The 23,434-nt window shown below is 71.6% G+C and carries 23 protein-coding genes; 13 read left to right on the top strand and 10 right to left on the bottom strand.

Going from position 1 to position 23,434, the window contains the following annotated elements; all coding sequences use genetic code 11:
• Positions 1–112 precede the first annotated feature (112 nt).
• The 4 genes from AC5L34_RS09415 (at position 113) to AC5L34_RS09400 (ending at position 4,132) form a co-directional block, all read left to right on the top strand.
• A complete protein-coding gene (locus tag AC5L34_RS09415) occupies positions 113–724 on the top strand; it encodes a PadR family transcriptional regulator (protein ID WP_396800707.1) in 612 nt (203 codons plus the stop codon).
• A gap of 130 nt (positions 725–854) precedes the next feature.
• Complete coding sequence (locus tag AC5L34_RS09410; protein ID WP_494824481.1) at positions 855–1,814, top strand: ATP-binding cassette domain-containing protein; 960 nt, start codon at positions 855–857, stop codon at positions 1,812–1,814.
• 20 nt (positions 1,815–1,834) lie between these two features.
• A complete protein-coding gene (locus tag AC5L34_RS09405) occupies positions 1,835–2,590 on the top strand; it encodes an ABC transporter permease (protein ID WP_101414152.1) in 756 nt (251 codons plus the stop codon).
• A gap of 84 nt (positions 2,591–2,674) precedes the next feature.
• On the top strand, positions 2,675–4,132 hold the full coding sequence (locus AC5L34_RS09400; RefSeq protein ID WP_494824479.1) for an MFS transporter: 1,458 nt from the start codon (positions 2,675–2,677) through the stop codon (positions 4,130–4,132).
• A 203-nt stretch (positions 4,133–4,335) separates the two neighbouring features.
• On the opposite strand, the gene AC5L34_RS09395 is transcribed toward AC5L34_RS09400, so the two are convergent.
• From AC5L34_RS09395 to AC5L34_RS09375, 5 genes are all read right to left on the bottom strand, one after another.
• Positions 4,336–4,989 (bottom strand): O-methyltransferase, encoded by a 654-nt coding sequence (locus tag AC5L34_RS09395; protein WP_441174404.1) that lies wholly within the window; start codon positions 4,987–4,989, stop codon positions 4,336–4,338.
• A gap of 9 nt (positions 4,990–4,998) precedes the next feature.
• Positions 4,999–5,655, bottom strand: a complete 657-nt coding sequence (locus tag AC5L34_RS09390; protein ID WP_494824477.1) for a Maf family protein — start codon at positions 5,653–5,655, stop codon at positions 4,999–5,001.
• Between the two features lie 110 nt (positions 5,656–5,765).
• Positions 5,766–6,932, bottom strand: a complete 1,167-nt coding sequence (locus tag AC5L34_RS09385; RefSeq protein WP_494824475.1) for a S8 family serine peptidase — start codon at positions 6,930–6,932, stop codon at positions 5,766–5,768.
• A 1,381-nt stretch (positions 6,933–8,313) separates the two neighbouring features.
• Positions 8,314–8,787: a hypothetical protein gene (locus tag AC5L34_RS09380; protein WP_101414157.1), complete on the bottom strand. Its 474-nt coding sequence runs from the start codon at positions 8,785–8,787 to the stop codon at positions 8,314–8,316.
• A gap of 153 nt (positions 8,788–8,940) precedes the next feature.
• Positions 8,941–9,147: an acyl-CoA carboxylase subunit epsilon gene (locus tag AC5L34_RS09375; RefSeq protein ID WP_089002018.1), complete on the bottom strand. Its 207-nt coding sequence runs from the start codon at positions 9,145–9,147 to the stop codon at positions 8,941–8,943.
• Positions 9,148–9,239: 92 nt separating this feature from the next.
• Between AC5L34_RS09375 and AC5L34_RS09370 the strand changes: the two genes are divergently transcribed.
• Both AC5L34_RS09370 and AC5L34_RS09365 read left to right on the top strand, forming a co-directional pair.
• On the top strand, positions 9,240–11,165 hold the full coding sequence (locus AC5L34_RS09370; RefSeq protein ID WP_441174401.1) for a serine/threonine-protein kinase: 1,926 nt from the start codon (positions 9,240–9,242) through the stop codon (positions 11,163–11,165).
• Between the two features lie 91 nt (positions 11,166–11,256).
• Positions 11,257–11,487 (top strand): hypothetical protein, encoded by a 231-nt coding sequence (locus AC5L34_RS09365; protein WP_441174400.1) that lies wholly within the window; start codon positions 11,257–11,259, stop codon positions 11,485–11,487.
• A gap of 98 nt (positions 11,488–11,585) precedes the next feature.
• On the opposite strand, the gene AC5L34_RS09360 is transcribed toward AC5L34_RS09365, so the two are convergent.
• Positions 11,586–12,338: a GH25 family lysozyme gene (locus tag AC5L34_RS09360; RefSeq protein ID WP_441174399.1), complete on the bottom strand. Its 753-nt coding sequence runs from the start codon at positions 12,336–12,338 to the stop codon at positions 11,586–11,588.
• Between the two features lie 131 nt (positions 12,339–12,469).
• Positions 12,470–13,015, bottom strand: a complete 546-nt coding sequence (locus AC5L34_RS09355) for a Uma2 family endonuclease (RefSeq protein WP_441174398.1) — start codon at positions 13,013–13,015, stop codon at positions 12,470–12,472.
• A 101-nt stretch (positions 13,016–13,116) separates the two neighbouring features.
• Here AC5L34_RS09355 and AC5L34_RS09350 point away from each other — a divergent pair, with 101 nt between their 5' ends.
• The 3 genes from AC5L34_RS09350 (at position 13,117) to AC5L34_RS09340 (ending at position 15,367) form a co-directional block, all read left to right on the top strand.
• Entirely contained in the window at positions 13,117–13,866 is a 750-nt protein-coding gene (locus AC5L34_RS09350) for a M50 family metallopeptidase (protein WP_441174397.1), read from the top strand.
• A 96-nt stretch (positions 13,867–13,962) separates the two neighbouring features.
• Positions 13,963–14,463 (top strand): RNA polymerase sigma factor, encoded by a 501-nt coding sequence (locus AC5L34_RS09345; RefSeq protein ID WP_089002013.1) that lies wholly within the window; start codon positions 13,963–13,965, stop codon positions 14,461–14,463.
• The gene (locus AC5L34_RS09340) at positions 14,456–15,367 is read left to right on the top strand and encodes a hypothetical protein (RefSeq protein WP_441174395.1); all 912 of its coding nucleotides are present in this window, start codon (positions 14,456–14,458) and stop codon (positions 15,365–15,367) included. The genes AC5L34_RS09345 and AC5L34_RS09340 overlap by 8 nt, the downstream gene beginning before the upstream one ends.
• 52 nt (positions 15,368–15,419) lie before the next feature.
• Here the strand turns inward: AC5L34_RS09340 and AC5L34_RS09335 are convergent, their stop codons facing one another.
• A complete protein-coding gene (locus AC5L34_RS09335) occupies positions 15,420–17,003 on the bottom strand; it encodes an acyl-CoA carboxylase subunit beta (protein WP_441174394.1) in 1,584 nt (527 codons plus the stop codon).
• Between the two features lie 105 nt (positions 17,004–17,108).
• Here AC5L34_RS09335 and AC5L34_RS09330 point away from each other — a divergent pair, with 105 nt between their 5' ends.
• Entirely contained in the window at positions 17,109–17,984 is an 876-nt protein-coding gene (locus AC5L34_RS09330) for a biotin--[acetyl-CoA-carboxylase] ligase (protein ID WP_441174393.1), read from the top strand.
• Between the two features lie 84 nt (positions 17,985–18,068).
• Positions 18,069–18,641 carry a PH domain-containing protein gene (locus AC5L34_RS09325; RefSeq protein ID WP_089002009.1) on the top strand — a complete coding sequence of 191 codons (573 nt, stop codon included), beginning with the start codon at positions 18,069–18,071 and terminating at the stop codon, positions 18,639–18,641.
• Positions 18,642–18,666: 25 nt separating this feature from the next.
• Here the strand turns inward: AC5L34_RS09325 and AC5L34_RS09320 are convergent, their stop codons facing one another.
• Together AC5L34_RS09320 and AC5L34_RS09315 are read right to left on the bottom strand one after the other, a co-directional pair.
• Positions 18,667–19,413, bottom strand: a complete 747-nt coding sequence (locus AC5L34_RS09320) for a GtrA family protein (protein ID WP_441174659.1) — start codon at positions 19,411–19,413, stop codon at positions 18,667–18,669.
• 64 nt (positions 19,414–19,477) lie between these two features.
• The gene (locus tag AC5L34_RS09315; RefSeq protein WP_441174657.1) at positions 19,478–20,011 is read right to left on the bottom strand and encodes a GtrA family protein; all 534 of its coding nucleotides are present in this window, start codon (positions 20,009–20,011) and stop codon (positions 19,478–19,480) included.
• A gap of 395 nt (positions 20,012–20,406) precedes the next feature.
• Between AC5L34_RS09315 and AC5L34_RS09310 the strand changes: the two genes are divergently transcribed.
• Complete coding sequence (locus AC5L34_RS09310) at positions 20,407–22,248, top strand: phosphoenolpyruvate carboxykinase (GTP) (RefSeq protein ID WP_441174392.1); 1,842 nt, start codon at positions 20,407–20,409, stop codon at positions 22,246–22,248.
• Between the two features lie 42 nt (positions 22,249–22,290).
• Positions 22,291–23,151, top strand: coding sequence for a hypothetical protein (locus AC5L34_RS09305; protein WP_441174391.1), 861 nt, complete (start codon positions 22,291–22,293; stop codon positions 23,149–23,151).
• The last annotated feature ends 283 nt before the right edge of the window (positions 23,152–23,434 follow it).

The raw sequence follows: 23,434 nt of genomic DNA, 5'->3' as shown, positions 1-23,434 counted from the left end.
GTGTATCGGCCACCGTGTCGGCCCTAACGATCGCTCAGTGTGGGATGCCGCACTGTCTTCCGCCACCCTAGTCAAATTTGCCTATTACGCTCGTCCGGTGTCTGCCACGCGAATGATGATCCTCGGCCTGGTGCGCTGGATGCAGCCCGTGCACGGCTACGACGTGCGCCGCGAGCTGCTCAGTTGGAACGCCGACAAGTGGGCGAACGTGCAGCCCGGGTCGATCTACCACGCCCTGCGCAAGCTGACCCAGGAGGGGCTGTTGCGCGCGGTGGCCACGGAGCAGGTGGGCGCCCGTCCGGCCCGCACCACGTACGAGGTGACCCCGAAGGGGGAGGAGGAGTTCGAGTCGCTGCTGCGCGGCCTGTGGTGGCGGCTGCACGAGCCGCCGGATCCGTTCACGGCGGCGTTCTCCTTCCTGCCCGCGATGCCTCGCGAGGAGGCGGCGGCCGCCCTGCGCAACCGGGCGAACCTGCTGCGCGCCGGTGTCGAGTGGATGCGTACGTCGTTGAGCTCTGGCTGGATGCGTGAGACCAAGCCGGTGCACGTGGGGTGGATGTTCGAGCTGTGGACGGCCCGGTCCGAGGCGGAGATCTCGTGGTGCGAGCGGATCGCGGAACGGATCGAGTCGGGAGTGCCGTACCTGCCCGAGGGGCTGGATCGGGCGCAGGGGTGGCAGGGCTGGGAGGAGCGGCTGCCGCCCCGGCCGACGGACGACGAATAATCAACGTTGACCATAAAAGTTATATCGCGTTAGCCTGCCCGGGACGCCACGGGGGAGCATGCCGTCCGGCGTCGTCTCCGAGGGACAGACAGGTGGCCGGTGGCACCGGCCCGGACGACCAGGAGCAGAGATGATCGAGACCAGAGGGTTGCGGAAGTCCTTCCGCTCCCGAGAGGGTCGCCAGACGAAGACCGTCGACGCGGTGCGCGGCGTGGACCTGAAGGTCGCCGAGGGGGAGATCTTCGGCTTCCTCGGCCCCAACGGCGCCGGCAAGACCACCACCCTGCGGATGCTGGCCACGCTCATCGAGCCGGACGGCGGCGAGGCCACCGTCGCCGGGGCCGACCTGCGCAAGGACCCGGCCGAGGTGCGCCGGCGCATCGGCTACGTCGCCCAGGGCGGCAGCACCTGGGACGAGTCCACCGCCCGGGAGGAGCTGGTCCTGCACGCCCGGATGTACGGCATCGGCAAGGCCGACGCGCAGCGGCGGGCCGCCCGCGCCCTCGACGCCTTCCAGCTCACCGAGTACGCCGACCGCAAGTGCAAGACCTACTCCGGCGGCCAGCGCCGGCGGGTGGAGATCGCCCTCGGCATCATCCACGAGCCGAAGATCGTCTTCCTGGACGAGCCGACCACCGGCCTCGACCCGCAGAGCCGCGCGCACATGTGGGACGAGATCCGGCGACTGCGTACCGACGGCATGACCGTCTTCATCACGACCCACTACCTGGAGGAGGCCGACGCGCTCTGCGACCGGATCGCGATCATGGATCACGGCGAGGTGGTCGCCGAGGGCACCCCGGCCGACCTGAAGCGCGAGATCTCCGGCGACGTCGTACTGGTCGGGCTCGACGCCGCGGCCACTCCGCAGGCCGCGCAACTGCTCGACGGCGAGCCGTACGTCAACAAGCTGGAGACCGTCGACGAGGGCGGGCTGCGCCTCTACGTCGACGAGGGCGCGACCGCCATCCCGCAGATCCTGCGCCGGGTGGACGGCGCCGGCCTGGCGCTCAGCTCCATCGAGCTGCACCGGCCCAGCCTCGACGACGTCTTCCTCACCAAGACCGGCCGCTCGCTGCGCGAGTCCTGAGCCCAGACCGGAGAGATCTGATGAAACTCGCCCGTGACACCTGGCTGATCTTCCAGCGCCAGCTCCAGCTGCTGCTGCGCAACCCCGTCTGGGTCTTCGTCGGCGTCTTCCAGCCGGTGATGTACCTGCTGCTCTTCGCCCCGCTGCTCAAGCCGGCGCTGAACGCGCCCACCCAGGCGGAGGCCTACAAGATCTTCGTACCGGGCCTGCTGGTGCTGCTGGCCATCTTCGGCGGCCTGTTCCAGGGCTTCGGCCTGATCGCCGAGCTGCGCGCCGGGGTCATCGAACGCTCCCGGGTCACCCCCGTCAGCCGGCTCGCCCTGCTGCTCGGCCGCTCGCTGCGCGACGTGGTGTCGCTCATCGTGCAGGCGGTCATCATCACGCTGCTCGCGCTCCTGTTCGACCTGCGCGTCTCCCTCGTCGACCTGCTGCTGGCGTACCTCATGCTGGCCCTGATCGCGCTGATGACCTCGGCCGTCTCCTACGGCATCGCGCTCAAGGTCAAGAGCGAGGACGCGCTGGCCCCGCTGATGAACACGGTGGCCCAGCCCGTCCTGCTGCTCTCCGGCATCCTGCTGCCGCTGACCTTCGCCCCCGGCTGGCTCCAGGGCATCGCCGAGTGGAACCCGTTCTCCTGGGCGGTCGACGGCACCCGGGCCCTCTTCGCCGGCGAACTCGGCGACGACAAGGTCTGGCAGGGCCTCGGCATCATCGCGGTCCTCGCCGCCGCCGGCGTCGTCTGGGCCGCGCGGCAGTTCGCCCGCAGCGTCCGCTGAGCGGGGTTCCCCCTTCCTGACGGCGGGGAGAGTTGCCTCTCACCAGGGGCGGGGCGCCGGTCCGACGCTTGTAGCGTGAGGCCGGTGCCCCGCCTCACCCGTGACCGGCTCACCTGGCTGACCTACGCCCAGCTCGGGCTGTGGGGCTTCTTCCTCTACGGCTTCGGGCCCGTCGTGCCGCTGCTCCGCGACGAACAGGGCACCTCGGCGGCCGTCGCCGGCCTGCACAGCACCGGTATCGCCGTCGGCGCCCTGGCCGGCGGGGCGCTCTTCGCGCCCCTGGCCGGCCGGTTCGGCCGGGGCCGGACCATCTGGGCCGGGCTCACCGGCGTGGCGGCCGGCGTCGCCGCCCTGGGCCTCGTCCGCGCCCTGCCCGCCACGATCACCGCCGTCGCGGTGATCGCCACCTTCGGCATGCTGGTGATCAGCGGCGTGTCCGTGGTGCTCACCGACCGGCACGGCGCCGGCGCGCCCGCCGCGCTGACCGAGGCCAACGCCGTCTGCGCCGGCGCCGGCATCCTCGCCCCGCTGGTCATCGGCGCCAGCGTGGACGCCGGCTGGGGCTGGCGACCGGCGATGGCCGTCGAGGTCGGCCTGATCGCGCTGGTCGCGCTCGCCGCCCTGACCTTCCGCGTACGCCTGCCGCGACCCGCCCCCGCTGCCGCGGCTCCCGGCGATCCGCCGACCACCGACCCGGCCGCCGCCGCCCTGACCGTCCCCGCCGGTGTCGACGCCGCCTCGGGTGCGGCCGTGGGGTCGGTGGTCCCCGCCGGTGTCGACGTGGCCTCGGGTGCGGCTGTGGGCTCGGCGGTCGCCGCTGGCGTCGATGTCGCCTCGGGTGCGGCCGTGGGGTCGACGGTCCCCGCCGGTGTCGACGTGGCCTCGGGTCCGGCCGTGGGGTCGACGGTCCCCGCTGGCGTCGATGTCGCCTCGGGTCCGGGTGCCGGCGCGGCGCCCGACGCCCAGTGGTCGGGTCGGCGGCTGCCGCCTGCGTACTGGATCGCCTGGGTGCTGATGGCGGTCACCGGCTCGATCGAGGTCTGCCTGTCACTCTGGACGGCCGACGTGCTCCGCTCGCACGCCGGGATGGCGGCCGGCGGCGCCTCGGCCGCCGTCGCCGCGATCGTCTGCGGCATGTTCGTGGGCCGGCTCGCCGGGGGCCGGCTCGCCCTGCGGTACCGGCCCGTGCCGCTGCTGCTGGCCGCGCTGGGCGTGTCGCTGGCCGGGTTCGCGCTCTTCTGGATCGCGTCGGTTGGCTGGCTCGCCGTCACCGGCCTGGTCGTCCTCGGCCTCGGCAACGCCCTGCACTACCCGCTGGCGATCTCGATCGCGCTCGCCGTCGCCGGGCCGGCCGCGGACCGGGCGGCCGGCTATGCGTCGTACTCGATGGGGGTGGGCTTCGGGATCGCGCCGGTCGCGCTCGGCTGGGTGGCCGACGGCGTCGGCCCGCACCTGGCCTTCCTGCTGCTGCCGGCCTTCATCGCGGCGGCCGCGCTGCTCGCCACCCGCCTGGGCCGCGCCCTGCGCCCGGCTCCCGCCTGACGCCAAGCGGCGCCCGCGTAGATCTTCGGTCCCCGTGGATCTTCGGCGTCCCTGGACCTTCGGTCCCCGTGGATCTTCGGCGTCCGTGGACCTTCGGTCCCCGTGGATCTTCGGCGTCCGTGGACCTTCGGTCCCCGTGGATCTTGGTAGGAAACGGCCCCTCCAGGGGCCGTTTCCTACCAAGATCGCGCAGGGCGGGAGCGTCAGTGCACCCGGGCCAGGGTGAGGCCGTCGGCGATCGGGAGCATCACCGCGTCCACGCGGACGTCGGCGAGCACCTCGTCGTTGAACGCCGCGATGGCCCGGTCGTCGGCGTTCTGCGGAGCGATCACCCGGCCCCCGCGCAGCACGTTGTCGACGGCGATCACCCCGCCGGGACGCATCCGGGGCACCAGCTCCGCCCAGTAGATCGGGTAGCCGGTCTTGTCGGCGTCGATGAACGCGAAGTCCAGGTGCCGCTCGTGGGGCAGCTCGCGCAGCGTGTCGCCGGCCGGGCCGATGCGTAGCTCGATGCGGTCGTCCACGCCGGCGCGAGCCCAGTAGCGCCGGGCGATCCCGGTGAACTCCTCCGAGATGTCGAAGCAGGTCAGCCGCCCGCCCTCGGGCAGCCCTCGGGCGATGGCCAGCGACGAGAGACCGGTGAACGTGCCCACCTCGACGGCCTGCCGTACCCCCAGCAGCCGGGTGAGGAAGGTCAGGAAGGCGGCCTGCTCCGGCGCGACCTGCATCTGCGCGTCGTTCGGCAGGACCGCGCGGGTCTCCTCGGCCAGGTCCCGCATGATCTCGTCCGGCGGCGCACCGTGCGAGACCAGGTACGCGTGCAGTTCCGACGTGAGCGGGATCGACTTGGTGGTCATGAACGGACGCTAGCCGAGCGGCTCGACCGTCTGGTTGCCGGGCGCGACCTTCGTCCACAGATCCGTCAGCCGAAGATCCAACTCGGCGAGGAGGCGGCGCAGCACCGGCAGGCTGAGCCCGATGACCGTGCTCGGGTCGCCCTCGATGCGCTCCACGAACGGCCCGCCCAGCCCGTCGATGGTGAAGGCGCCGGCCACGGCCAGTGGCTCGCCCGTGCCCACGTACGTGGCGATCTCGTCGTCGCTGACGTCGGCGAAGTGCACCACGGTCGACGCGACCGCCTCGGCCCGCCGCCCGGCCTCGACGTCGATCAGGCAGTGCCCGCTGTGCAGCACACCGCTGCGCCCGCGCATCCGCTCCCAGCGCCGGGTGGCGTCCGCCGCGTCGGTCGGCTTGCCGAGGATCTCCCCGTCGAAGGCCAGCACAGAGTCGCAGCCGATCACCAGCGTCCGCTGGTCGTCGGCCGGCCGCAGCCGGGTGAGCACGGCCTGCGCCTTCATCCGGGCCAACTCCAAGCAGAGGTCCTCTGCCCACTCGGTGACCACGAGGGACTCGTCGACGCCGCTGACCAGCACGTCCGTCTCGATCCCGGCGGCTTGGAGAATCTTGCGGCGGGCAGGGCTGGCGGACGCGAGCACGAGGCGGAGCGGCAAGGACTTCGGCACGTCGCCGACGTTACCGGCTGATCGGAGCGACCACGCCCCCGGCGGGCCGTGTCGGCCTGTTGCCCGCGCCGCGTCGCGGACTCCTCCGCCCGTCGGTCGTCAGGTCGGGCTCAGCGACTGATGCGCGGCGGCGGGTCGTCACCCCGACGACGCCGACGGGCGACGAACGCCCACACGCCGCCGGCCGCCACGATCACACCGAGAGTGACCAGCCCACGGGCCGTCGCCGCGTTGTTCCCGTTGTCCGCCGGCTCCGCTACCGCCGTGGTCGGGGCGGTGGGGGCCGGCGCGCTCGCCGTCGCCGAACCGAAACCCAGCGGCGGTACGTCAGCAGTCAACGCCGCCACCAGGTCGATGACCCCGTGCCCGTACTCGTCGTCCCGTCCCGGAGGACCCTTGTCGATCGCGGTGGCGGTGAGCCTGTGCGCCACCTCGGAGGCGGGCAGGTACGGATACTTGGACCGAATTAACGCTGCCGCCCCAGCGACGATGGCGGTGGAGTTCGAGGTTCCTGTTCCTTTCCGGTACTTGCCGTCCACGCTTGTGCTGTAGATATCGACCGCCGGAGCAACTACATCAACTTCCGCGCCGGCCACTGATATGGCTGCGTGCCGTCCGCCCTGGTCTATCCCGCCAACCGCGATCACGCCTGGCTCTCGGGCGGGATAAGCAACGGTTCTATCATTTGGAAGGTTTCCCGCACCGGCAACGACTACAACATTGGACATGAGGGCTTTCCTGACGGCCTGTGTGAGGCGTGGACTAGTGCCTCCTCCACTGGATACACTGATTACGTCCGCGCCCTCAGTGATCGCTATTTCTATCGCTAGTGCGAGATCGTCGGCGTCGCCAAGATTGTCGGCCGAGGACGACATAATAGGGAGTATCTTGGCCTCAGGGGCCACGCCGAGCGCCCCCTTGCTCAGAGGTCTTCCGTGAGCGGCAATCAATCCCGCCATTCCTGTACCGTGCCCATTTGAGTCCTGCTGACCGTTGCCGCTGCCGCCAGCAATGATGTCTGTGCCGACGAGCAGGTTGTCGCGCAGATCGGGATGGGCGTAGACACCGGTATCTGGTACGGCGACAACTACTCCTTCGCCACGAGTTATGAGATGTGCTTGAGTCACCTTCAAGTACCGCAAGTGCCACTGGTCGCCTCGGATGCGGTCGACGCCGAATGGCCGAGTCGCATGATTCGAGAGGACGATTTTGTCGGCGGGAACTGTTGACGTCGACGCACTCAGTATCAGTGCGCCCAAAATAGCGCGTATTTTCACCTGTCAAGGCCGATAGCTGGTCCTGGGTCGATCGGCCCCTCCTCGGCGGGCGGTCCTACGACCGGGGGGCCTCCCTTATCTGTTTCCCAGGGTTGGTCTGGATCCCAGCGACGTGTTTCGTCGGGCTCCGGCCCCCTGCCTCGTCCGGCTATACCATTCGGGCCGCCGGTCCCTGCCACACTCCCAAGCGAAGTGCCCCCGTTGGGCAGTATTCCGTGGGAACCCCCAAACCCTCGGCTTCCACCGGGCCGGGAGCCCGCCCCGCCAGTCGGTGCAGTGCCCGCTCCGCCACCCCCGATTACGCCCCCGATCGGATTCACTCGTCGTGGTTGGTTGTTGCCTGCACTAGGTTGGCCTAGCCCTACCCCGGGTGTTCCCCCGATCAGGCCGCTGGGTGGCAAAGCCCGGTTTGGAGATGGCTGCGCCGGGTTTGCTTGGCTGCCAGGGCCTCTCGAGATGGGGCGATCCAACGGGCTTTGTTGCGGGGCTACGGTACTGGGCCGGCCGATTCCTGCCGATGGCGGAGGCATCCCTCCAACTACTGGAGGTGGATTGGGTGATGCGGGCGGGGTGGCGGTGGGCAGCCCAGGGCTGGGTGGTGCCGGTGCCGGCCCGACGCCAGCGCCGCCCAGGACGGGGCCAGTGTTCGGCGCGACAGGGGTTTGGACTGGCCGAACAGGCTCAGTTGGCGAGCGGACCGCTGATGCACCGATTGATGTCGACACTGGTATAGGGATAATTGGTGGGATGGCTGGCGCTGTTCCTCCCGCGTACTCCGTGGACCCAGGGTCAACTCCGGGGCGTGGTGGCCTGACGGGTGGTGGTTGGCGGAGCATTACTTGGGCCTGTTGGAGTTCGTTGCTGAGGCCGTACATGATGCCGCGCGCCTGGACGTTGAGTCGTTCCAGGTCGGCGTCGGTCACCGGGCGGTCGGGGACCCGGCTGCCCATGGCTGCCTTCGGGTCGGCGAGCGTCGCGTCGTACGTCTGCTTCTCCTGGACCTTGACGGCGTACGTCTCGTAGATCTTCTTGAGCTCCGCGCGGGTGGTGCTGATGGCCTGCGTGGCGGCGGAGAGCACGGTGTAGTTGGCGCTGGCGGCGTCGTGCGTGCGCTGCACCTTGTCGATCAGCTCGTCCAGCTCCCGAATGTACGCCCGGGCGGCCGTGTTGGTCTCCGGAGGCCAGGCCTCGGCCAGCCCCTTGCGGTATTCCTGGAGCCGGCTCAGGTGGGCCCGCGCGAGGTCGCAGACCTTGCGCCAGCCGGCGACCTGCTTCCAGTGGTTGGTGGTGTCGTGGTCCTGGAGGCAGGCCCACATGCTGGCGACGTCCATCAGCCGCCAGTCGGTGAGGGCGGACGTGCGGCCACCGGTGCCCCGCTCGATCATGGCAGCACCACCGGACCCCGCACCTGCCCCGGCACGGGCTCCGGCCCGGTGGGATCGGGCAGCACCGGCGGCGCGCCGCGAGGCGCCGTGGCGGCCGGGTTGGCGAGGGCCCGCTCGACGTCGGTCACGCGCGCGGAGGCGAAGGCGTCGGACCCGGTGTAGTTGGTGGCGACGGTGCCGGCGGCCGTGGCCAGGTGGCCGGTGGCGTCGCGGACGCCCCAGACCATGTCGGCGGTGGCCTGCTGGGTCTCGTGGTGGGCGCGCAGGAAGTTGACCAGCTCGATGAACGCGTCGGCCGGGTTGGGCACCGGTGCGGTCATGTCCTCGGCGATGTACGACAGGTGCGGGGCGTAGTTGCGTTCCACCTCGGCCTGGAGCTTGTCGGCGAACTCGCGGAGCTGGCGGATGTCGGCCTCGATGCTGCCGTAGCCGCGGAGCCAGGACGCTGGACCGTCCTCTTCGGGGATCATCGGCCCTCCCTGCCCGTCACTGCGCCGTTTCCCTGAGTGAGGTTAATGGGTCCCCGGGCATGTCGGCAGCCCCGCCCCGACCGACACCGGTCACCCTGCGGGCGCGTAGGGGCGCCGAGCTGCGGTGATCCGTACGGAAAAGGACGGAAAAGGTCAGCGGGGCAGGCCGGACGCCCGCCACGCGCCGGGGCCGGCGACCGCCGCTGCGGGTCGGCCGGAGCGCGCCCAGGCGGACGCGGCGACCGGAGGGGACGCGGCGGCCGGGCGGGACCGTACGACGATCGCGCCCACCAGCGCGGCCAGTTCCTCGGCGGTGGGGACCCCGCGGACGACCCGGAACAGCGGCTCTTCGGCAGACATGGCGCCAGCGTACGCGCCGGAGAGGTTGACCTGAACCGCACAGTGGCGTGCCGGCGGTGTGAGCGTCGTCGGCTCCGGGTACCGTCTGGGCGATGTCGAACGCGCTGCCCCAACTCGTCGCTGACCGATACCGGCTCCTCTCGCCGCTCGGTCAGGGTGGCATGGGTCGGGTGTGGAAGGCGCGCGACGAGGTGCTGCACCGGGACGTGGCGATCAAGGAACTCGTCCCGCCGCCCAGCCTCACCGACGAGGAGCGCCGCGAGATGCGGGAGCGCTCGCTGCGTGAGGCTCGGGCCATCGCCCGGCTCAACCACATCAACGTGGTCCGGATCTTCGACGTGCTGCGTACCGACGGCGACCCGTGGATCGTCATGGAGTACGTGCCGTCGAAGTCGTTGCAGGACACGCTGGCCGAGGACGGCCCGGTGACGCCGGCGCGCGCGGTGGAGATCGGCCTGGGCGTGCTGGCCGCGCTGAAGTCGGCGCACAAGGCCGGCGTGATGCACCGCGACGTCAAGCCCGGCAACGTGCTGCTCGGCGACGACGGCCGGGTGGTACTGACCGATTTCGGCCTCGCCACGATTCCCGGCGACCCCAACGTGACCCGCACGGGCATGGTGCTGGGCTCGCCCGCGTACATCTCGCCGGAGCGGGCCCGCGAGGGCACCGCCGGGCCGGAGGCCGACCTTTGGTCGCTGGGCGCCACCCTCTACGCGGCGGTGGAGGGCAAGTCGCCGTACGCGCGGCCGTCGGCGATCGCCACCCTGGCGGCGCTCGCCACCGAGCCGATGCCGCCGCCGAAGAACGCCGGGCCGCTCAAGCCGGTGCTCAACGGCCTGCTGCGCAAGGACCCCAAGGAGCGGATCACCGCCGAGGTGGCGGAGAAGCTGCTGCGCCGCGCCGGCGGCAAGCGCACCCGGACCATCCCGCTGCTCGACGGCGTACGCCGGCCGGGGCCGAACGGTCCGCGTGAGCCGCGCCCGCCGCTGGTGCCGGCGCCGCGACCGGCCGAGGGCGGGTCCGACAAGCCGGTCAGCCCGCCGGCGCCGCGTGCGCCGCTGGCGGCGGCCGGTGCCGGTGCCGCTGCGGCGTCCACCGCCGAGGACGCGACGGCGGCGGTCTCCTCGGACGCCGCGCCGACGGCCAAGGTCGGAGCCTCCACGTCGGACTCGGCCCCGACCGCGAAGGTCGACCCGCCGAAGCCGGCGCTCGACGACACGAAGGCCGACCCGGCGCCCCGCAAGCCGGCGAATCCCACCTCGGTGATGCCCCCGCCGGTGGGCCCGCCGTCCGGCCGGGCGGCGGTCGTGGCGTCCGACGGTACGAAGCCCGACAACACCCGGCGCAACGTCCTGATCGGCGTGCTGGTGGCGCTGCTGCTGCTCGGCCTGGTGGTGGTCGTGCCGATGCTGACCAGCGGCGACGGTGGGGACGGCGGGGGCACCCCGCAGGCCGACCCGACCGGCGCGGCGACCTCGCAGGGGCAGCCGCAGCAGTCCTCCGCGCCGGCCCCGCCCACGAGCGCCGCGCCGAGCCCGACGCCCTCGGCCACCCCGTCCCCGACGCCGGACGCGCTGCCGGCGGGCTGGAAGCTGCACAAGGACCCGGCCGGCTTCGCGCTGCCGCTGCCGGCGAACTGGGTGCGCCGCAACGCCGGGGCGAACACCGTCGTCTTCGACGAGCCCGGCGGGGTGGGCGAGTTGCTGGTGCAGTGGACCTCCACGCCGAAGTCCGACGCGTACGCCGACTGGAAGCGGATCGAGCCGGACCGCCGGAAGCTCGTCAAAAACTACCAGTACCTGAGCATCGAGCCCTGCGACTACTTCAAGACCTGCGCGGACTGGGAGTGGCTGGAGACCCGCGACGGCACCCGGATCCACGTCCGCAACCGGGGCTTCGTCACGGCCAAGAATCGCGGTTACGCCCTGCGCTGGGAGGTCGCCGCGAAGGACTGGCAGGCCAAGCTGGCCGACTTCGACCGGATCGCCAAGGGCTTCGTGCCCGACCGCAAGGACTGACCCGCGGGATTCGCGCCCGTTGCGAGATCGACTCGCATGACCTTCGGCCGTACGGGGTATCTGACCTTCACGACGGAAGGGAGGGTACGACATGGGTTACCGACTGAGGGACGCCCGGCCCCGAGTGGCACTGTGGATGCTCGTGGCCCTCGGCGACATCGTCCTGCTGCTCGTCGCCGCCGGCCTGCCGCTGCTGTTCGCGCTGCTCAGCGTCGTCACCGTCACCCTCGCCGGGGTGGGCGTCCGGCGCTTCGCCCGGCGCAACGCGCTCACCCGCGAGAACGCGGCGACCGTGTCCGTGGCGGCCCGACGGCAGGCCTGACGCCCGCGGGAGCGGCGTGGCGGCAGCCGGACCAGTTGTCGACCGTACGGTGACAACCGATCCCGCTGCCGCCAACCGCCTCCCCAGGCGATTCAGGCTCAGGTGTTGTTGGCCAGCGCGATCAGCCGGCTCCGGTCACCGTTCCAGTAGTTGCGGTCGACGGCGCCGCTGATGCCCGAGACGCTGCCCCGGTCGGTGTACTGCCAGAAGCTCCAGAACGGTGCCCCGGCCGGCAGCGCGCCGACCGTGCTCGACCAGCGGGCGACCCAGAGCGGGTGGTTGGCCCACGGGGCCGTCCAGTTGCCGGTGCACTGGTTCCACCAGCTCGTGGTGGTGTAGATGACGGCGTAGCGGCCGGTGCGGGAGCGGTAGGTGTTCAGGAAGTCCTGCACCCAGTTGCGCATGCCGGTCGTGCTCAGGCCGTAGCAGTAGCCGCCGGCGTACGGGTTGGCCTCGAGGTCCAGCGCGGCCGGGAGGGTGCGGCTGTCGGCCGACCAGGCGCCGCCGTTGGAGGCCAGGTAGTTCGCCTGCACCGCCCCGGAGGAGATGTTGGGCCGGGCGAAGTGGTACGCGCCCCGGATGACGCCGGCGTTGTAGGCGGCCACGTAGTTCGTGTTGAACCTCGGGTCCTTGTAGCTGGTGCCCTCGGTCGCCTTGATGAAGGCGAACTGGATGCCCGCGTTGCGGACGCTGGTCCAGTTGATGGCGCCCTGGTAGTGGGACACGTCGATGCCGGGTGTGGTGGCGGCCGCTGCGGGGGTCGCGGTCGCGACGAGCCCCGCCGCCGCGGTGGCGAGGGCCGCGAGGGTGGCGGCCAGCAGCCGCCGCACGGATGTTCCGGTACGGGTCATGGATGCCTCCAAGGACGCCGGACTTAATAGACGTTCATCTTTGGAGGTAAGTGCCCCGGATGGCAAGGGGCGCTAAGGAATTCTTCATTAACGGTGGAAGTGGATTACCGCGCCGAGCGGGTGTCGCCGCCTCAGCGCAGCGTGGCCGGGTCGACGCGCCAGCGGATCGGCGCGGCCAGGCTGAGCTCCTCGCCCGGCTTCGCGACCTGCTCCTCGACGTAGTGCGCGCCGTCGAGCCGGTGCAGCCGCAGCGAGTGGCCGGTGCCGTCCTGCTCCACCAGCAGATACCACGGGATCCCGGTGATCGCGTAGAGCTGCATCTTGACCAACCGGTCGGCGGCCGCGTTCCCCGGCGGGACGATCTCGCAGACGAGGACGACCTCACTCGCCTCGACCACGGTGCCCTCGTCGTCGGTGTCGGCCACCACCACGTCGGGGATGACGATGCGGTCGACGCCGAGCCGGACGTTCACCGCCTCGAAGACCGCGAGGGCCGCCGCGGCGTCGTCCAGGCTGTTGGCCAGCAGTCGCGACACCCGCTGGTGCCGCTTGCTCGGGGCAGGGCTCACGATCAGGCTCCCGTCGAGCAACTCGATCCGGTTCGGCGTCTCGCCCATGGCGAGGTACTCGGCCTCGGTCCACAGGCCGACGTGGGGTTCCCGGAGGACCGCGCTCACCGGCGTCCACCTCCCGCTCCGGTCGCCACCGGATCAGCCTCCCTTGATGCGGGCCGGAGAGGACGCAGCGACACAGGTCGGGGCCGGTAGGCTCGCGCCCCATGGTGTCGATCGACGGGCTCGGCGGTCTCTGGGACAAGTTGTTCGCGGCGCAGCCGGACCCACCGCCCCTGCTGGTGCTGCTGACCGCCGCCGTCGCGTTGGTGGTCGTCTCCACCCGGTTGCCCTGGCGGATCGCCCGCAACGCCGTCACCATCGCCCACGAGGGCGGGCACGCGCTGGTCGCCCTGCTCACCGGCCGCCGCCTGCACGGCATTCGGCTGCACTCCGACACGTCCGGGCTGACCCTCTCGGCCGGCCGGCCCACCGGCCCGGGGATGATCCTCACCCTGCTCGCCGGCTACGTCGCCCCGCCGCTGGTCGGGCTGGCCGGCGCGTGGCTGCTCGGCGGCAACCGGATCACCCTGCTGCTCTGGGTCGCCGTGGCGCTGCTGCTGGCCATGCTGGTGATGATCCGCAACGTCTTCGGCGTGATCTCGCTGCTGGTCACCGGCGGGGTGGTGCTCGCCGTCTCCTGGTACGCCACGCCGCAGGTGCAGGCGGCGTTCGCGTACGCCGGGGTGTGGTTCCTGCTGCTCGGCGGCGTACGGCCGGTGGTGGAGCTGCAACGGATGCGCTCGCGCGGCCGGATGCCCGCCTCCGACGCCGACCAGCTCGCCGGTCTCACCCCGCTGCCCGCGTTCTTCTGGGTCACCGTCTTCGCCCTGGTCAACCTGGTCGCCCTCGGCGCCGGCGCGTTGCTGCTGGCCGGCCCGATCCTCACCGAGGCCGGCCTGACACCCGGAACATGACGTGCCGGCCTGACCCCCGGAAAATGACCGGCCGGCCGGGCAACCGGCGGCACGGCCGGGCGCGTGTCCCCTGTGACCGTCACGGGGAGGTAGCAGGTGCCGGACGTCGACGGGTTCGACGAGTTCTACCGGGGCAGCCGGCAACGGCTGCTCGGCTTCGTCTACGCGCTCACCGGCGACCTCGCCGAGGCGCAGGACGCCGTGCAGGAGGCGTACATCCGGGCCTGGCAGCGCTGGTCGACGGTCAGCGGGTACGAGGAGCCGGAGGCGTGGGTGCGGGTCGTGGCGAGCCGGATCGCGGTCAGCCGGTGGCGCAGCCTGCGCAGCCGGGCCCGCGCCTACCTGCGGCACGGCGCCAACGAGAGCGTGCCCGGCCCGGACACCGCCACCGTGGAGGTGGTCACCGCCCTGCGACGGCTCCCCGAGGAACAGCGCACCGCCATCGCGCTCTACTACCTGATGGGCATGCCGGTCGCCGAGGTGGCCCGGCAGACGGCCGCCCCGGTGGGCACCGTCAAGGCCCGACTCTCCCGGGGGCGTGCCGCGCTCGCCGGGCTGCTCGCCGTCTCTGACCTGGAGGAGGCCGCCGATGCGTGACGAGCCGAGGTTCGTCGAACAGGTGCACCGTGACCTGCGTGACGTCCGCTGGCCGGAGCCGGCGGAGATCCGCGCGCGGGCGCGCAGACGCAGCAGGCGTACGGCGCTGACGGCGGCCGTCGCGGTGCTCGTCGTCGTCTCCGGCTCGGCCGTGGCGGTCGGGGAGTGGGCCGGGCGGAGGGACGCGCCCCCGGCGCCCATGGCCGCCGCCACCTCCGTGTCGCCGACGACCGCCGCGCCGGCCGAGATCCCGCAGGACGCGCTGCTCGCCCCGGCGGACCTGCCCCTGAGGACCGGTGTGCAGCTCGGCGAGGCCGGCCTGATGGAACCGGTACGCGTCGACCCGGTGCTGGAGTCCTGCGGCCGCGAGCGGGGCGTGCCGTCGGCGGCGCCCACGTCCCGCTACTCGCGGTCGCAGACCCTGCTCTGGGCCCCGGAGAGCCCGGTGACGCGGGGCCCGGCGCTCACCCAGGACGTCTACCGTGTCCATCCGGGCCAGGGCCGGCTGGTCTTCGGCCTGGTCGGGCTGCTGCTCAACGCCTGTGCCGAGTGGCAGCTGACGAAGTCCACGCTCCTTGGCGGCAGTCCGGTGGCGACCACCCAGACGCACCGCTGGGAGACGCCGATCAGCGGCTTCGCCGGCGACGAGTCCGTGATGCTGCGCCACGTGTCGCTGCCCTCCCGCCTGCGGGCCAACGGGAAGGTGGCGGCCGCGGACGAGGCGGTCGAGGTCACCATGGTGGTGCGGGTCGGCGACCTGGTCACCGTGGTCGCGCTCAGCCCGGGGACCCTGCAGGACACGGTCGCCGGAACGCGCCCCGGTGGCCTGAGCTACGCCGACCTGCAGACACTGGGCAGGACGGCGGCGCGCCGGATGTGCGCGTCGGCGAATCCAAGCTGCTGACCGACCCGTGCCCGGCCGGGGCGGCGATCGGCCGGGCGCCGGGCCGGCGGCGTCAGAGCGGGATGTTGCCGTGCTTCTTCGGGGGCAGGGTCTCGCGCTTGGTACGCAGCATCCGCAGCGCGCGGACGATCTGGGTGCGCGTCTCGTGCGGCGGGATGACGCTGTCCACGTAACCGCGCTCCGCCGCGATGTACGGGTTGGCGAGGGTGTCCTCGTACTCGGCGATCTTCTCCGCCCGCACGGCTGCCGGGTCCTCGGCGGCGGCCAGCTCCGAGCGGTAGAGGATGTTCACCGCACCCTGCGCGCCCATCACCGCGATCTGCGCGGTCGGCCACGCGAAGTTCAGGTCCGCGCCGAGGTGCTTGGAGCCCATCACGTCGTACGCGCCGCCGTACGCCTTGCGGGTGATCACGGTGACCTTCGGGACGGTGGCCTCGGCGTACGCGTAGATGAGCTTCGCGCCCCGGCGGATGATGCCGTCCCACTCCTGCCCGGTGCCCGGCAGGAAGCCGGGGACGTCCACGAAGGTCAGCACCGGGATGTTGAACGCGTCGCAGGTGCGCACGAACCGGGCGGCCTTCTCCGAGGCGGCGATGTCCAGGGTGCCGGCGAAGTGCATCGGCTGGTTCGCGACCACGCCCACCGGCCGGCCCTCGACCCGGCCGTAGCCGACGACCATGTTCTGCGCGTAGAGCGGCTGGACCTCCAGGAACTCGCCGTCGTCGAGGACGTGCTCGATGACCCGGTGCATGTCGTACGGCTGGTTGGCCGAGTCGGGGATCAGCGTGTCCAGTTCCCGGTCGGCGTCGGTCACGTCGGGGTCGGCGGGGGCGTCGAAGACCACCGGCTCGTCCAGGTTGTTCGACGGCAGGTACGACAGCAGCGCCTTGACGTAGTCGATCGCGTCCTGCTCGTCCGTGGCGAGGTAGTGCGCGTTGCCGCTGCGCGAGTTGTGCGTACGGGCGCCGCCCAGCTCCTCCATGCCGACGTCCTCGCCGGTGACCGTCTTGATGACGTCCGGGCCGGTGATGAACATGTGCGAGGTCTGGTCGACCATCACGGTGAAGTCGGTGACCGCCGGGGAGTAGACCGCGCCGCCGGCGCACGGGCCCATGATCAGGGAGATCTGCGGGATGACGCCGCTGGCCCGCACGTTGCGGAAGAAGATCTCGCCGTAGAGGCCGAGCGAGGCGACGCCCTCCTGGATGCGCGCGCCCCCGGAGTCGTTGATGCCGACGACCGGGCAGCCGATCTTCATGGCCAGGTCCATGACCTTGACGATCTTCTCGCCGAAGACCTCGCCGAGGGAGCCGCCGAAGACGGTGAAGTCCTGGGCGAAGACGCAGACCTGCCGGCCGTCGATGGTGCCGTAGCCGGTGATGACGCCGTCGCCGTACGGGCGGGTCTTCGCCAGCCCGAAGTTGGTGGACCGGTGCCGGGCCAGCTCGTCCAGCTCGACGAAGGAACCCTCGTCGAGGAGCATCTCGATGCGCTCGCGGGCGGTCTTCTTGCCCCTCGCGTGCTGCTTCTCGACCGCACGCGCCGACCCGGCGTGCACCGCCTCGTCGACCCGCCGCTCCAGGTCGGCCAGCTTGCCCGCGGTGCTGTGGATGTTGATCCCGGTCTCGGTAGTCACCCTGGGAATATAACGATGGTTCAGGCCGCCGCCGCTGTGCAGTTCGCCTCAGCCGAGCCGTGACGCCCCCGGCTGGCCGGCCGGGGGCGGCCGTAGGCTGACGGGATGCCGGGCTCGCCGTACACCGATCTGGACCGCCCGCCGCTGTCGGCGGCGCGGCTGCGGCGGGCGCTGGTCGCCCCGCACGGACCCTGGGCCCGGCTGGAGCTGCGCGTCGAGACCGGCTCCACCAACGCGGACGTCGCCGAGGCGGCCCGGGCCGGCGAGCCGGAGGGCCTGGTGGTGGTCGCCGAGCGGCAGACGGCCGGGCGCGGCCGGCGCGGCCGGGTCTGGCAGTCGCCGGCCCGGGCCGGCATCGCCACCAGCGTGTTGCTCCGCCCCGGGGAGGCCGTCGCCGACCGCGACTGGCCGGCGGCACCCCAGACGGGGTACGGCTGGCTGCCGCTGCTCGCCGGCGTCGCCCTCGTCGAGGCGGTCACCCGGCTGGCCGAGCTGGACGCGGGCCTGAAGTGGCCGAACGACCTGCTCGTCGGCGACGCGAAGTGCGCCGGCATCCTCGCCGAGGCGGTGCCGGGGGCCTTGCCGGCCCGGCCGCCCGCGATCGTGCTCGGCGTCGGCCTCAACGTCACTCTGCGGGCGGACGAACTGCCGGAGAACCCGACGGGGCTGCCGGCGACCTCCCTGCAACTGGCCGGCGCGGCAGCCACCGACCGGGACCCGCTGCTGCGGGCGCTGCTGCGCGGGATCGCCGACTGGTACGCCGAGTGGCGCGCGGCGGGCGGCGACGCGGTCGCCTGCGGCCTGCGCGACGCCTACCTGGCCGCCTGCGCGACGGTCGACCGGCAGGTACGCGTGCTGCTGCCCGGCGGCGAGGAGGTGACCGGCACCGCGACCGGCGTGGACGCCGACGGCCAGCTGCTGGTCGCCACCTCCGCCGGTGCCCGCGCCCTCGCGGCCGGCGACGTGTTGCACCTGCGCTGAATCCCGCAGACCGCCGCGCGGCTGATCCCCCGGCGACAGGGGAGCGGTTACGGTCAGCGCGTCCGTTTCTGCGAGGAGGTTCCCGTGGCGTTCCCCGATGACGTGCTCACCGAGGACGAGCACGTCGTACTGCACCTGCACCCGCACTGGAAGGCGCTGGTCCGGCCGGTCGCGGTGCTCGTGCTCGCCATCGCGGCGGTGGTGGCCGGTGTGGTCCTGCTGCCGTCCGGCGGGGGCGGCTCGATCGCGCTCGCCGTCATCGGCGGCCTGGCCCTGCTGGCGGTGCTGTGGCTGGCGCTGTGGCCGTTCCTGGTCTGGCGGACCACCCACTACCTCTTCACCGACGAGCGGGTGCTGCTCCAACAGGGCGTGCTCTCCCGGGACCGGCGGGACATCCCGCTGACCCGGATCAACGACCACGCCATGAACCAGCGGTTCGTGGAGCGCCTGCTCGGCTGCGGGACGCTGACCATCGAGTCCGCCGGCGAGCGCGGCCAGTCGGTCCTGCACGACGTGCCGAAGGTCGGTCAGGTCCAGACCAAGCTCTACGAGCTGGTGGAGGCCCACCACGACAAGCACTCCCTCGGCGACTCCGAGATGCGCGACATCCTGGCGGACCTGCACGACGGCAAGCCCCTGCGCGACCCCACCGCCTGAGACCGGCGGCGGGCCCCGGCGCGGGTCAGCGGCGCGGCGGTCGGCGGGTGCTCGCCTGGAGCTCGGCGGCCAGTTCCGCCTCCAGTTCCCGGTCCAGCGAGCCGCCGAGGCCGGCGTCGAGCGGGACGGGGCGCCCCTGGACCGGGGCCGCCGGGCCCGCCGCCGGCGCGGGGCCCGGGCCGGGCGCGACGCGCGGGACGCGCCGCCCGGCACCTGGCGGCGGCTCGGACTCCTCCAGCTCGGAGATCGACTCGGCCAGCTCGGCCACCGGGTCCATCTCGGCCATCGTGTCCCACTCGTCGCGCGGGATGCTGTGCCACGTGTCCGCCGCGTGCGCGGGTGCCGGTTGGAAGACGAACGTCCGGTAGGACCAGAAGCGGAACAGCGTCGCCAACAGCACGCCGCCGGTCTTCGCCACGTTGAGGGCGAGCAGGCTGGTCAGGCCCAGGCCGTACTTGGCAGCGGCCAGGACGCCCAGCTCGATGAGCAGGCCGGCGCCGTTGAAGAGGAAAAAGAGGACGTACTCGCGCCGCATGGCCGATTTCGGACGATCCCTGTACGTCCAGTGACGATTCATCAGATACGATGTGATGGTCGCCACCACGGTCGCGATGACCGTCGCCTTCAGTTGACCGTCGACGAAAACGGTCAGTGCGAGCGCGTTGAACACGGCGTAATTGATTACGGTGTTGACGCCGCCGACGATTCCGAACTTGAGCGCCTCGTGGATGAACTTCTGCCAGCGCTCAGGCAGCAGACGGACAAGACGCATGCGGAACACCTTAGGGCAGTGGGCGGGGCCGGCAGGCTCCGGCCGGGACGGGGTGGGCGGGAGGTCACGCCCGGTGGTCTCGGTCGTCCTTCTCTTCCGGAACGGTGGGAGTTCCCGCTTCGACGAAGACGAACCGTCGGTAGGACCAGAACCGGAACAGCGTCCCGAGGCCGGTCCCGACGACGAAGCTGGCGATGTTGTCGGCCAGCGGGGTCTGGAACACCTCCGGCCAGATGCTGCCCAGGCCGTAGCGGCTGATCGCGAGGCAGGCCACGGCGATCCCCAGGCCGACGCCGTTGAAGAAGAAGAACAGCGCGTACTCGCGGGCCGGGTTGGAGCGCTTGCGGTGCCGCCACGTCCAGAACCGGTTGCCGACGAACGCGACGGTCGCCGCGATCACCGTCGAGATGGTCTTCGCGGTGACCTGCTCGACACCCCGCACAGTCGTCAGGTAGTTGAAGAGCGCGAAGTCGATCAGGAAGGCGACCCCGCCCACGGTGGCGAACTTGCTCAGCTCGCGGACGAGATGGCCGAAGCGCTCCACCAGCGAGTGGACCAGACCCGTGCGGGTCTGCCGGGAGCCGGGCTCCCCGGTCATCGTCGCGGCCACGACGCGAGCCTACCGGCTGGTGGCATCCCGTACGGGTAGCAACGACGGACCACCTGTCCGGGTGTGTGCCTGTGGACAGAGCGTAACGAGATCGACGGCGCGGCGGGGCGGTTCGGTGGGTTGCGTCGACGGGACGCCGCCGGCGGGCGTGTGAGGTTTCACCTGAGCATTTGCGTGAAACTGCGCGTGAAAGCGGGTATTAGCTCGTGATGCCGCAGCGTGACCGCAGCTTGTGCAGTTCTTCACAACCAGTCCCACTGACTGGTGACCTCACCCGGTTTACGCTGAGGCCAATCCCAGGTTCCCACGAAGGCGACGCATAGCGCCGTCAAGACTCGTGCATCCCATAGATCGGTCAGCGTCGACCACCAAGGAGATGTGTCATGGTTGCTCCGGCTACCGTTCGGGGTATCGATCAGGCCCCGACGTCCCACCCCAAACTGCTCGCCTGGGTCCGTGAGGTCGCTGAACTGACCACCCCCGACCGTGTCGTCTGGGTGGACGGGTCCGACGAGGAATGGCGTCGCCTCACCGACGAGCTGGTCGAGGCCGGCACCCTGATCCGACTCAACCCCGAGAAGAAGCCCAACTCGTTCTACGCGCGCACCGACCCGACGGACGTCGCCCGGGTCGAGGAGCGCACCTTCATCTGCTCCGTCGACGAGGCGGACGCCGGCCCCACCAACAACTGGATGGCGCCGGCCGAGATGAAGCGGACGATGACGGAGCTGTACCGCGGTTGCATGCGCGGGCGCACCATGTACGTCATCCCGTTCTGCATGGGCCCGGTCGAGGCCGAGAGCCCCATGTTCGGCGTCGAGATCACCGACAGCCCGTACGTGGTCGCCTCCATGCGCATCATGACCCGGATGGGCGCCACGGTCCTGGAGGCCATGGGCGACGACGCGGACTTCGTCCACGCGCTGCACTCCATCGGCGCGCCGCTCGCCCCCGGCCAGCAGGACGTGGCGTGGCCGTGCAACGAGACGAAGTACATCTCGCACTTCCCGGAGACCCGGGAGATCTGGTCCTTCGGCTCCGGCTACGGCGGCAACTCGCTGCTGGGCAAGAAGTGCTACTCGCTGCGGATCGCCAGCGTGATGGGCCGTGACGAGGGCTGGCTCGCCGAGCACATGCTCATCCTCAAGATCACCTCGCCGGAGGGCAAGGTCTACCACGTCGCCGGGGCCTTCCCGTCGGCCTGCGGCAAGACCAACCTGGCGATGCTGGAGCCGACCGTCCCGGGCTGGAAGGTCGAGACCATCGGCGACGACATCGCCTGGATGCGCTTCGGCCCCGACGGCCGCCTCTACGCGGTCAACCCCGAGTACGGCCTCTTCGGCGTCGCGCCCGGCACCGACTGGAAGACCAACGCCAACGCGATGCGCACGCTGGACCGCGGCAACTCCATCTTCACCAACGTGGCCCTGACCGACGACGGGGACATCTGGTGGGAGGGCATGGGCGAGCCGCCGGCGCACCTGGTCGACTGGAAGGGCAACGACTGGACGCCGGAGAGCGACAGCCTCTCCTCGCACGCGAACAGCCGGTTCTGCACCCCGATCACGCAGTGCCCGATCCTCGCCGAGGACTACTACGACCCGAACGGCGTGCCGATCGACGCGATCCTCTTCGGCGGTCGCCGCCGGGACACCATCCCGCTGGTGACCGAGGCCCGCGACTGGGTGCACGGCGTCTACATGGGCGCGACGCTCTCCTCGGAGACCACCGCCGCCGCCTCCGGTGCGGTCGGCGTCGTCCGCCGCGACCCGATGGCCATGCTGCCGTTCATCGGCTACCACGCCGGCGACTACTTCCGGCACTGGATCGAGATGGGCAAGGGCACCGACGGCGACGAGTCCAAGCTGCCGAAGATCTACTACGTCAACTGGTTCCGCAAGGACCCGGAGGGCAACTTCCTCTGGCCCGGTTTCGGCGAGAACTCCCGCGTGCTCAAGTGGATCATCGAGCGGATCGAGGGGCGCGCCGAGGCGGTGGAGACCCCGATCGGCATGGTCCCGGCCCAGGACGCGCTCGACGTCGACGGCCTCGACATGACCCCGGAGGACGTCCGGATCGCGCTGAAGGTCGACCCGGAGGAGTGGCGCAAGGAGCTCCCGATGGTCACCGAGTGGTTCGAGAAGTTCGGCGACAAGCTGCCGGGCGTGCTCTGGGCCGAGCTGGACGCGCTGCGCGCCCGGCTCGACGCGGCGCCGCAGCGCTGAGACAGGTGTGACGGACGCCCCGACCGGGCATCATCGGTTCCCATGAGGACGGCCGCCGCGACCGAGGTCCGGCGGCCGTCCGCCGTCCGGGCGCTGACCACGCTGCTCGCGCTGACCGCGGCGGCCACCGTCGTGGTGGAGCTGCTCAACTGGTGGTACGCCCCGGAGCAGGGCTTCGGGCTGGCGGTACGGACGGGCTGGGCGATGCTGCGCTCGCTCGGCTTCCTGCTGCTGATCGGGCACGTCCGTCGGGGCCGGCGGGTGGCCCGGCCGTTCGGGCTGATCCTGGGGGTGACCACGGTCTTCGCGGTCGGCCGGCTGATCGTGCCCCGCCAGGGCGTGCCGCCGCTGCCGGGGTTGCTCGGCTTCGCCCTGCTCACCGTGCTCTGCGCCGCCGTGGTCTGGCTGCTCTACCGCTCGCCAGCCGTGTCCGGGCACCTGGTCCGCCACCGGCCCCGGCTGGTCATCGACCGCGAGGGCATCTCCTGGCGGGAGACCCCGCCCCGCCGGCCGGAGGTCAGCGGTTGGCTGCTCACCAGCCGGGTCGCGGCGTTCACGTACAGCCCGCTCATGCTGGTCCCGGCCCTGGTCGCCGGCGGCGCGGTGCTGGACGACCGGCTGACCGCCGTGCCCGCCGTGCTGCTCTGGTTCGCCGCCGGGATCGTGACCAGCTACGCGGTGCTCTTCTGCACCGCCTTCCTCATGCGCGGTAAGGGCTGGGCGCGCACGCTGCTGCTGGTCGTCACCGCTGTCGTGCTCGCCGTCGACCTGCCGCTGTGCTGGTGGCTGCTCGGCCCGGACGGTCTGGTCCGCGACGGCGGGCCGCTGGTGGCCGCGGCGGCGCTGACGCTCTACGGCCTCTGGCGCGCCACCCGCGCCGAACGGGCCGCCCGGCCGGCGTAGGGACGCATCCGCGCTGTCGAGCTGCCCCGTCCATGAGACCGCTCCCGGCCCCGTCCCCAACGGCCGTCCTGCCGCGACACCCACCGCGACGGATCCTCCGTCCAGGACACGCTCCTGGCACTCGTCCCCAACGGCGTCAGCCCGTCCTTCCTGCCGATCTTGGTAGGAACATGCCCCGCGAGGGGCGCGCATCTACCAAGATCTCCTGCGCGTCGGCGTCGCCGCGCCGCCGCGCTTACCCCGCCGCGTGGCCACGGCGCCGCCCCGCCACCCCGCCGCGTTG

The sequence above is a fragment of the Micromonospora sp. ZG13 genome (assembly GCF_059359355.1).
This window is presented reverse-complemented; position numbering and strand designations above follow the sequence as displayed.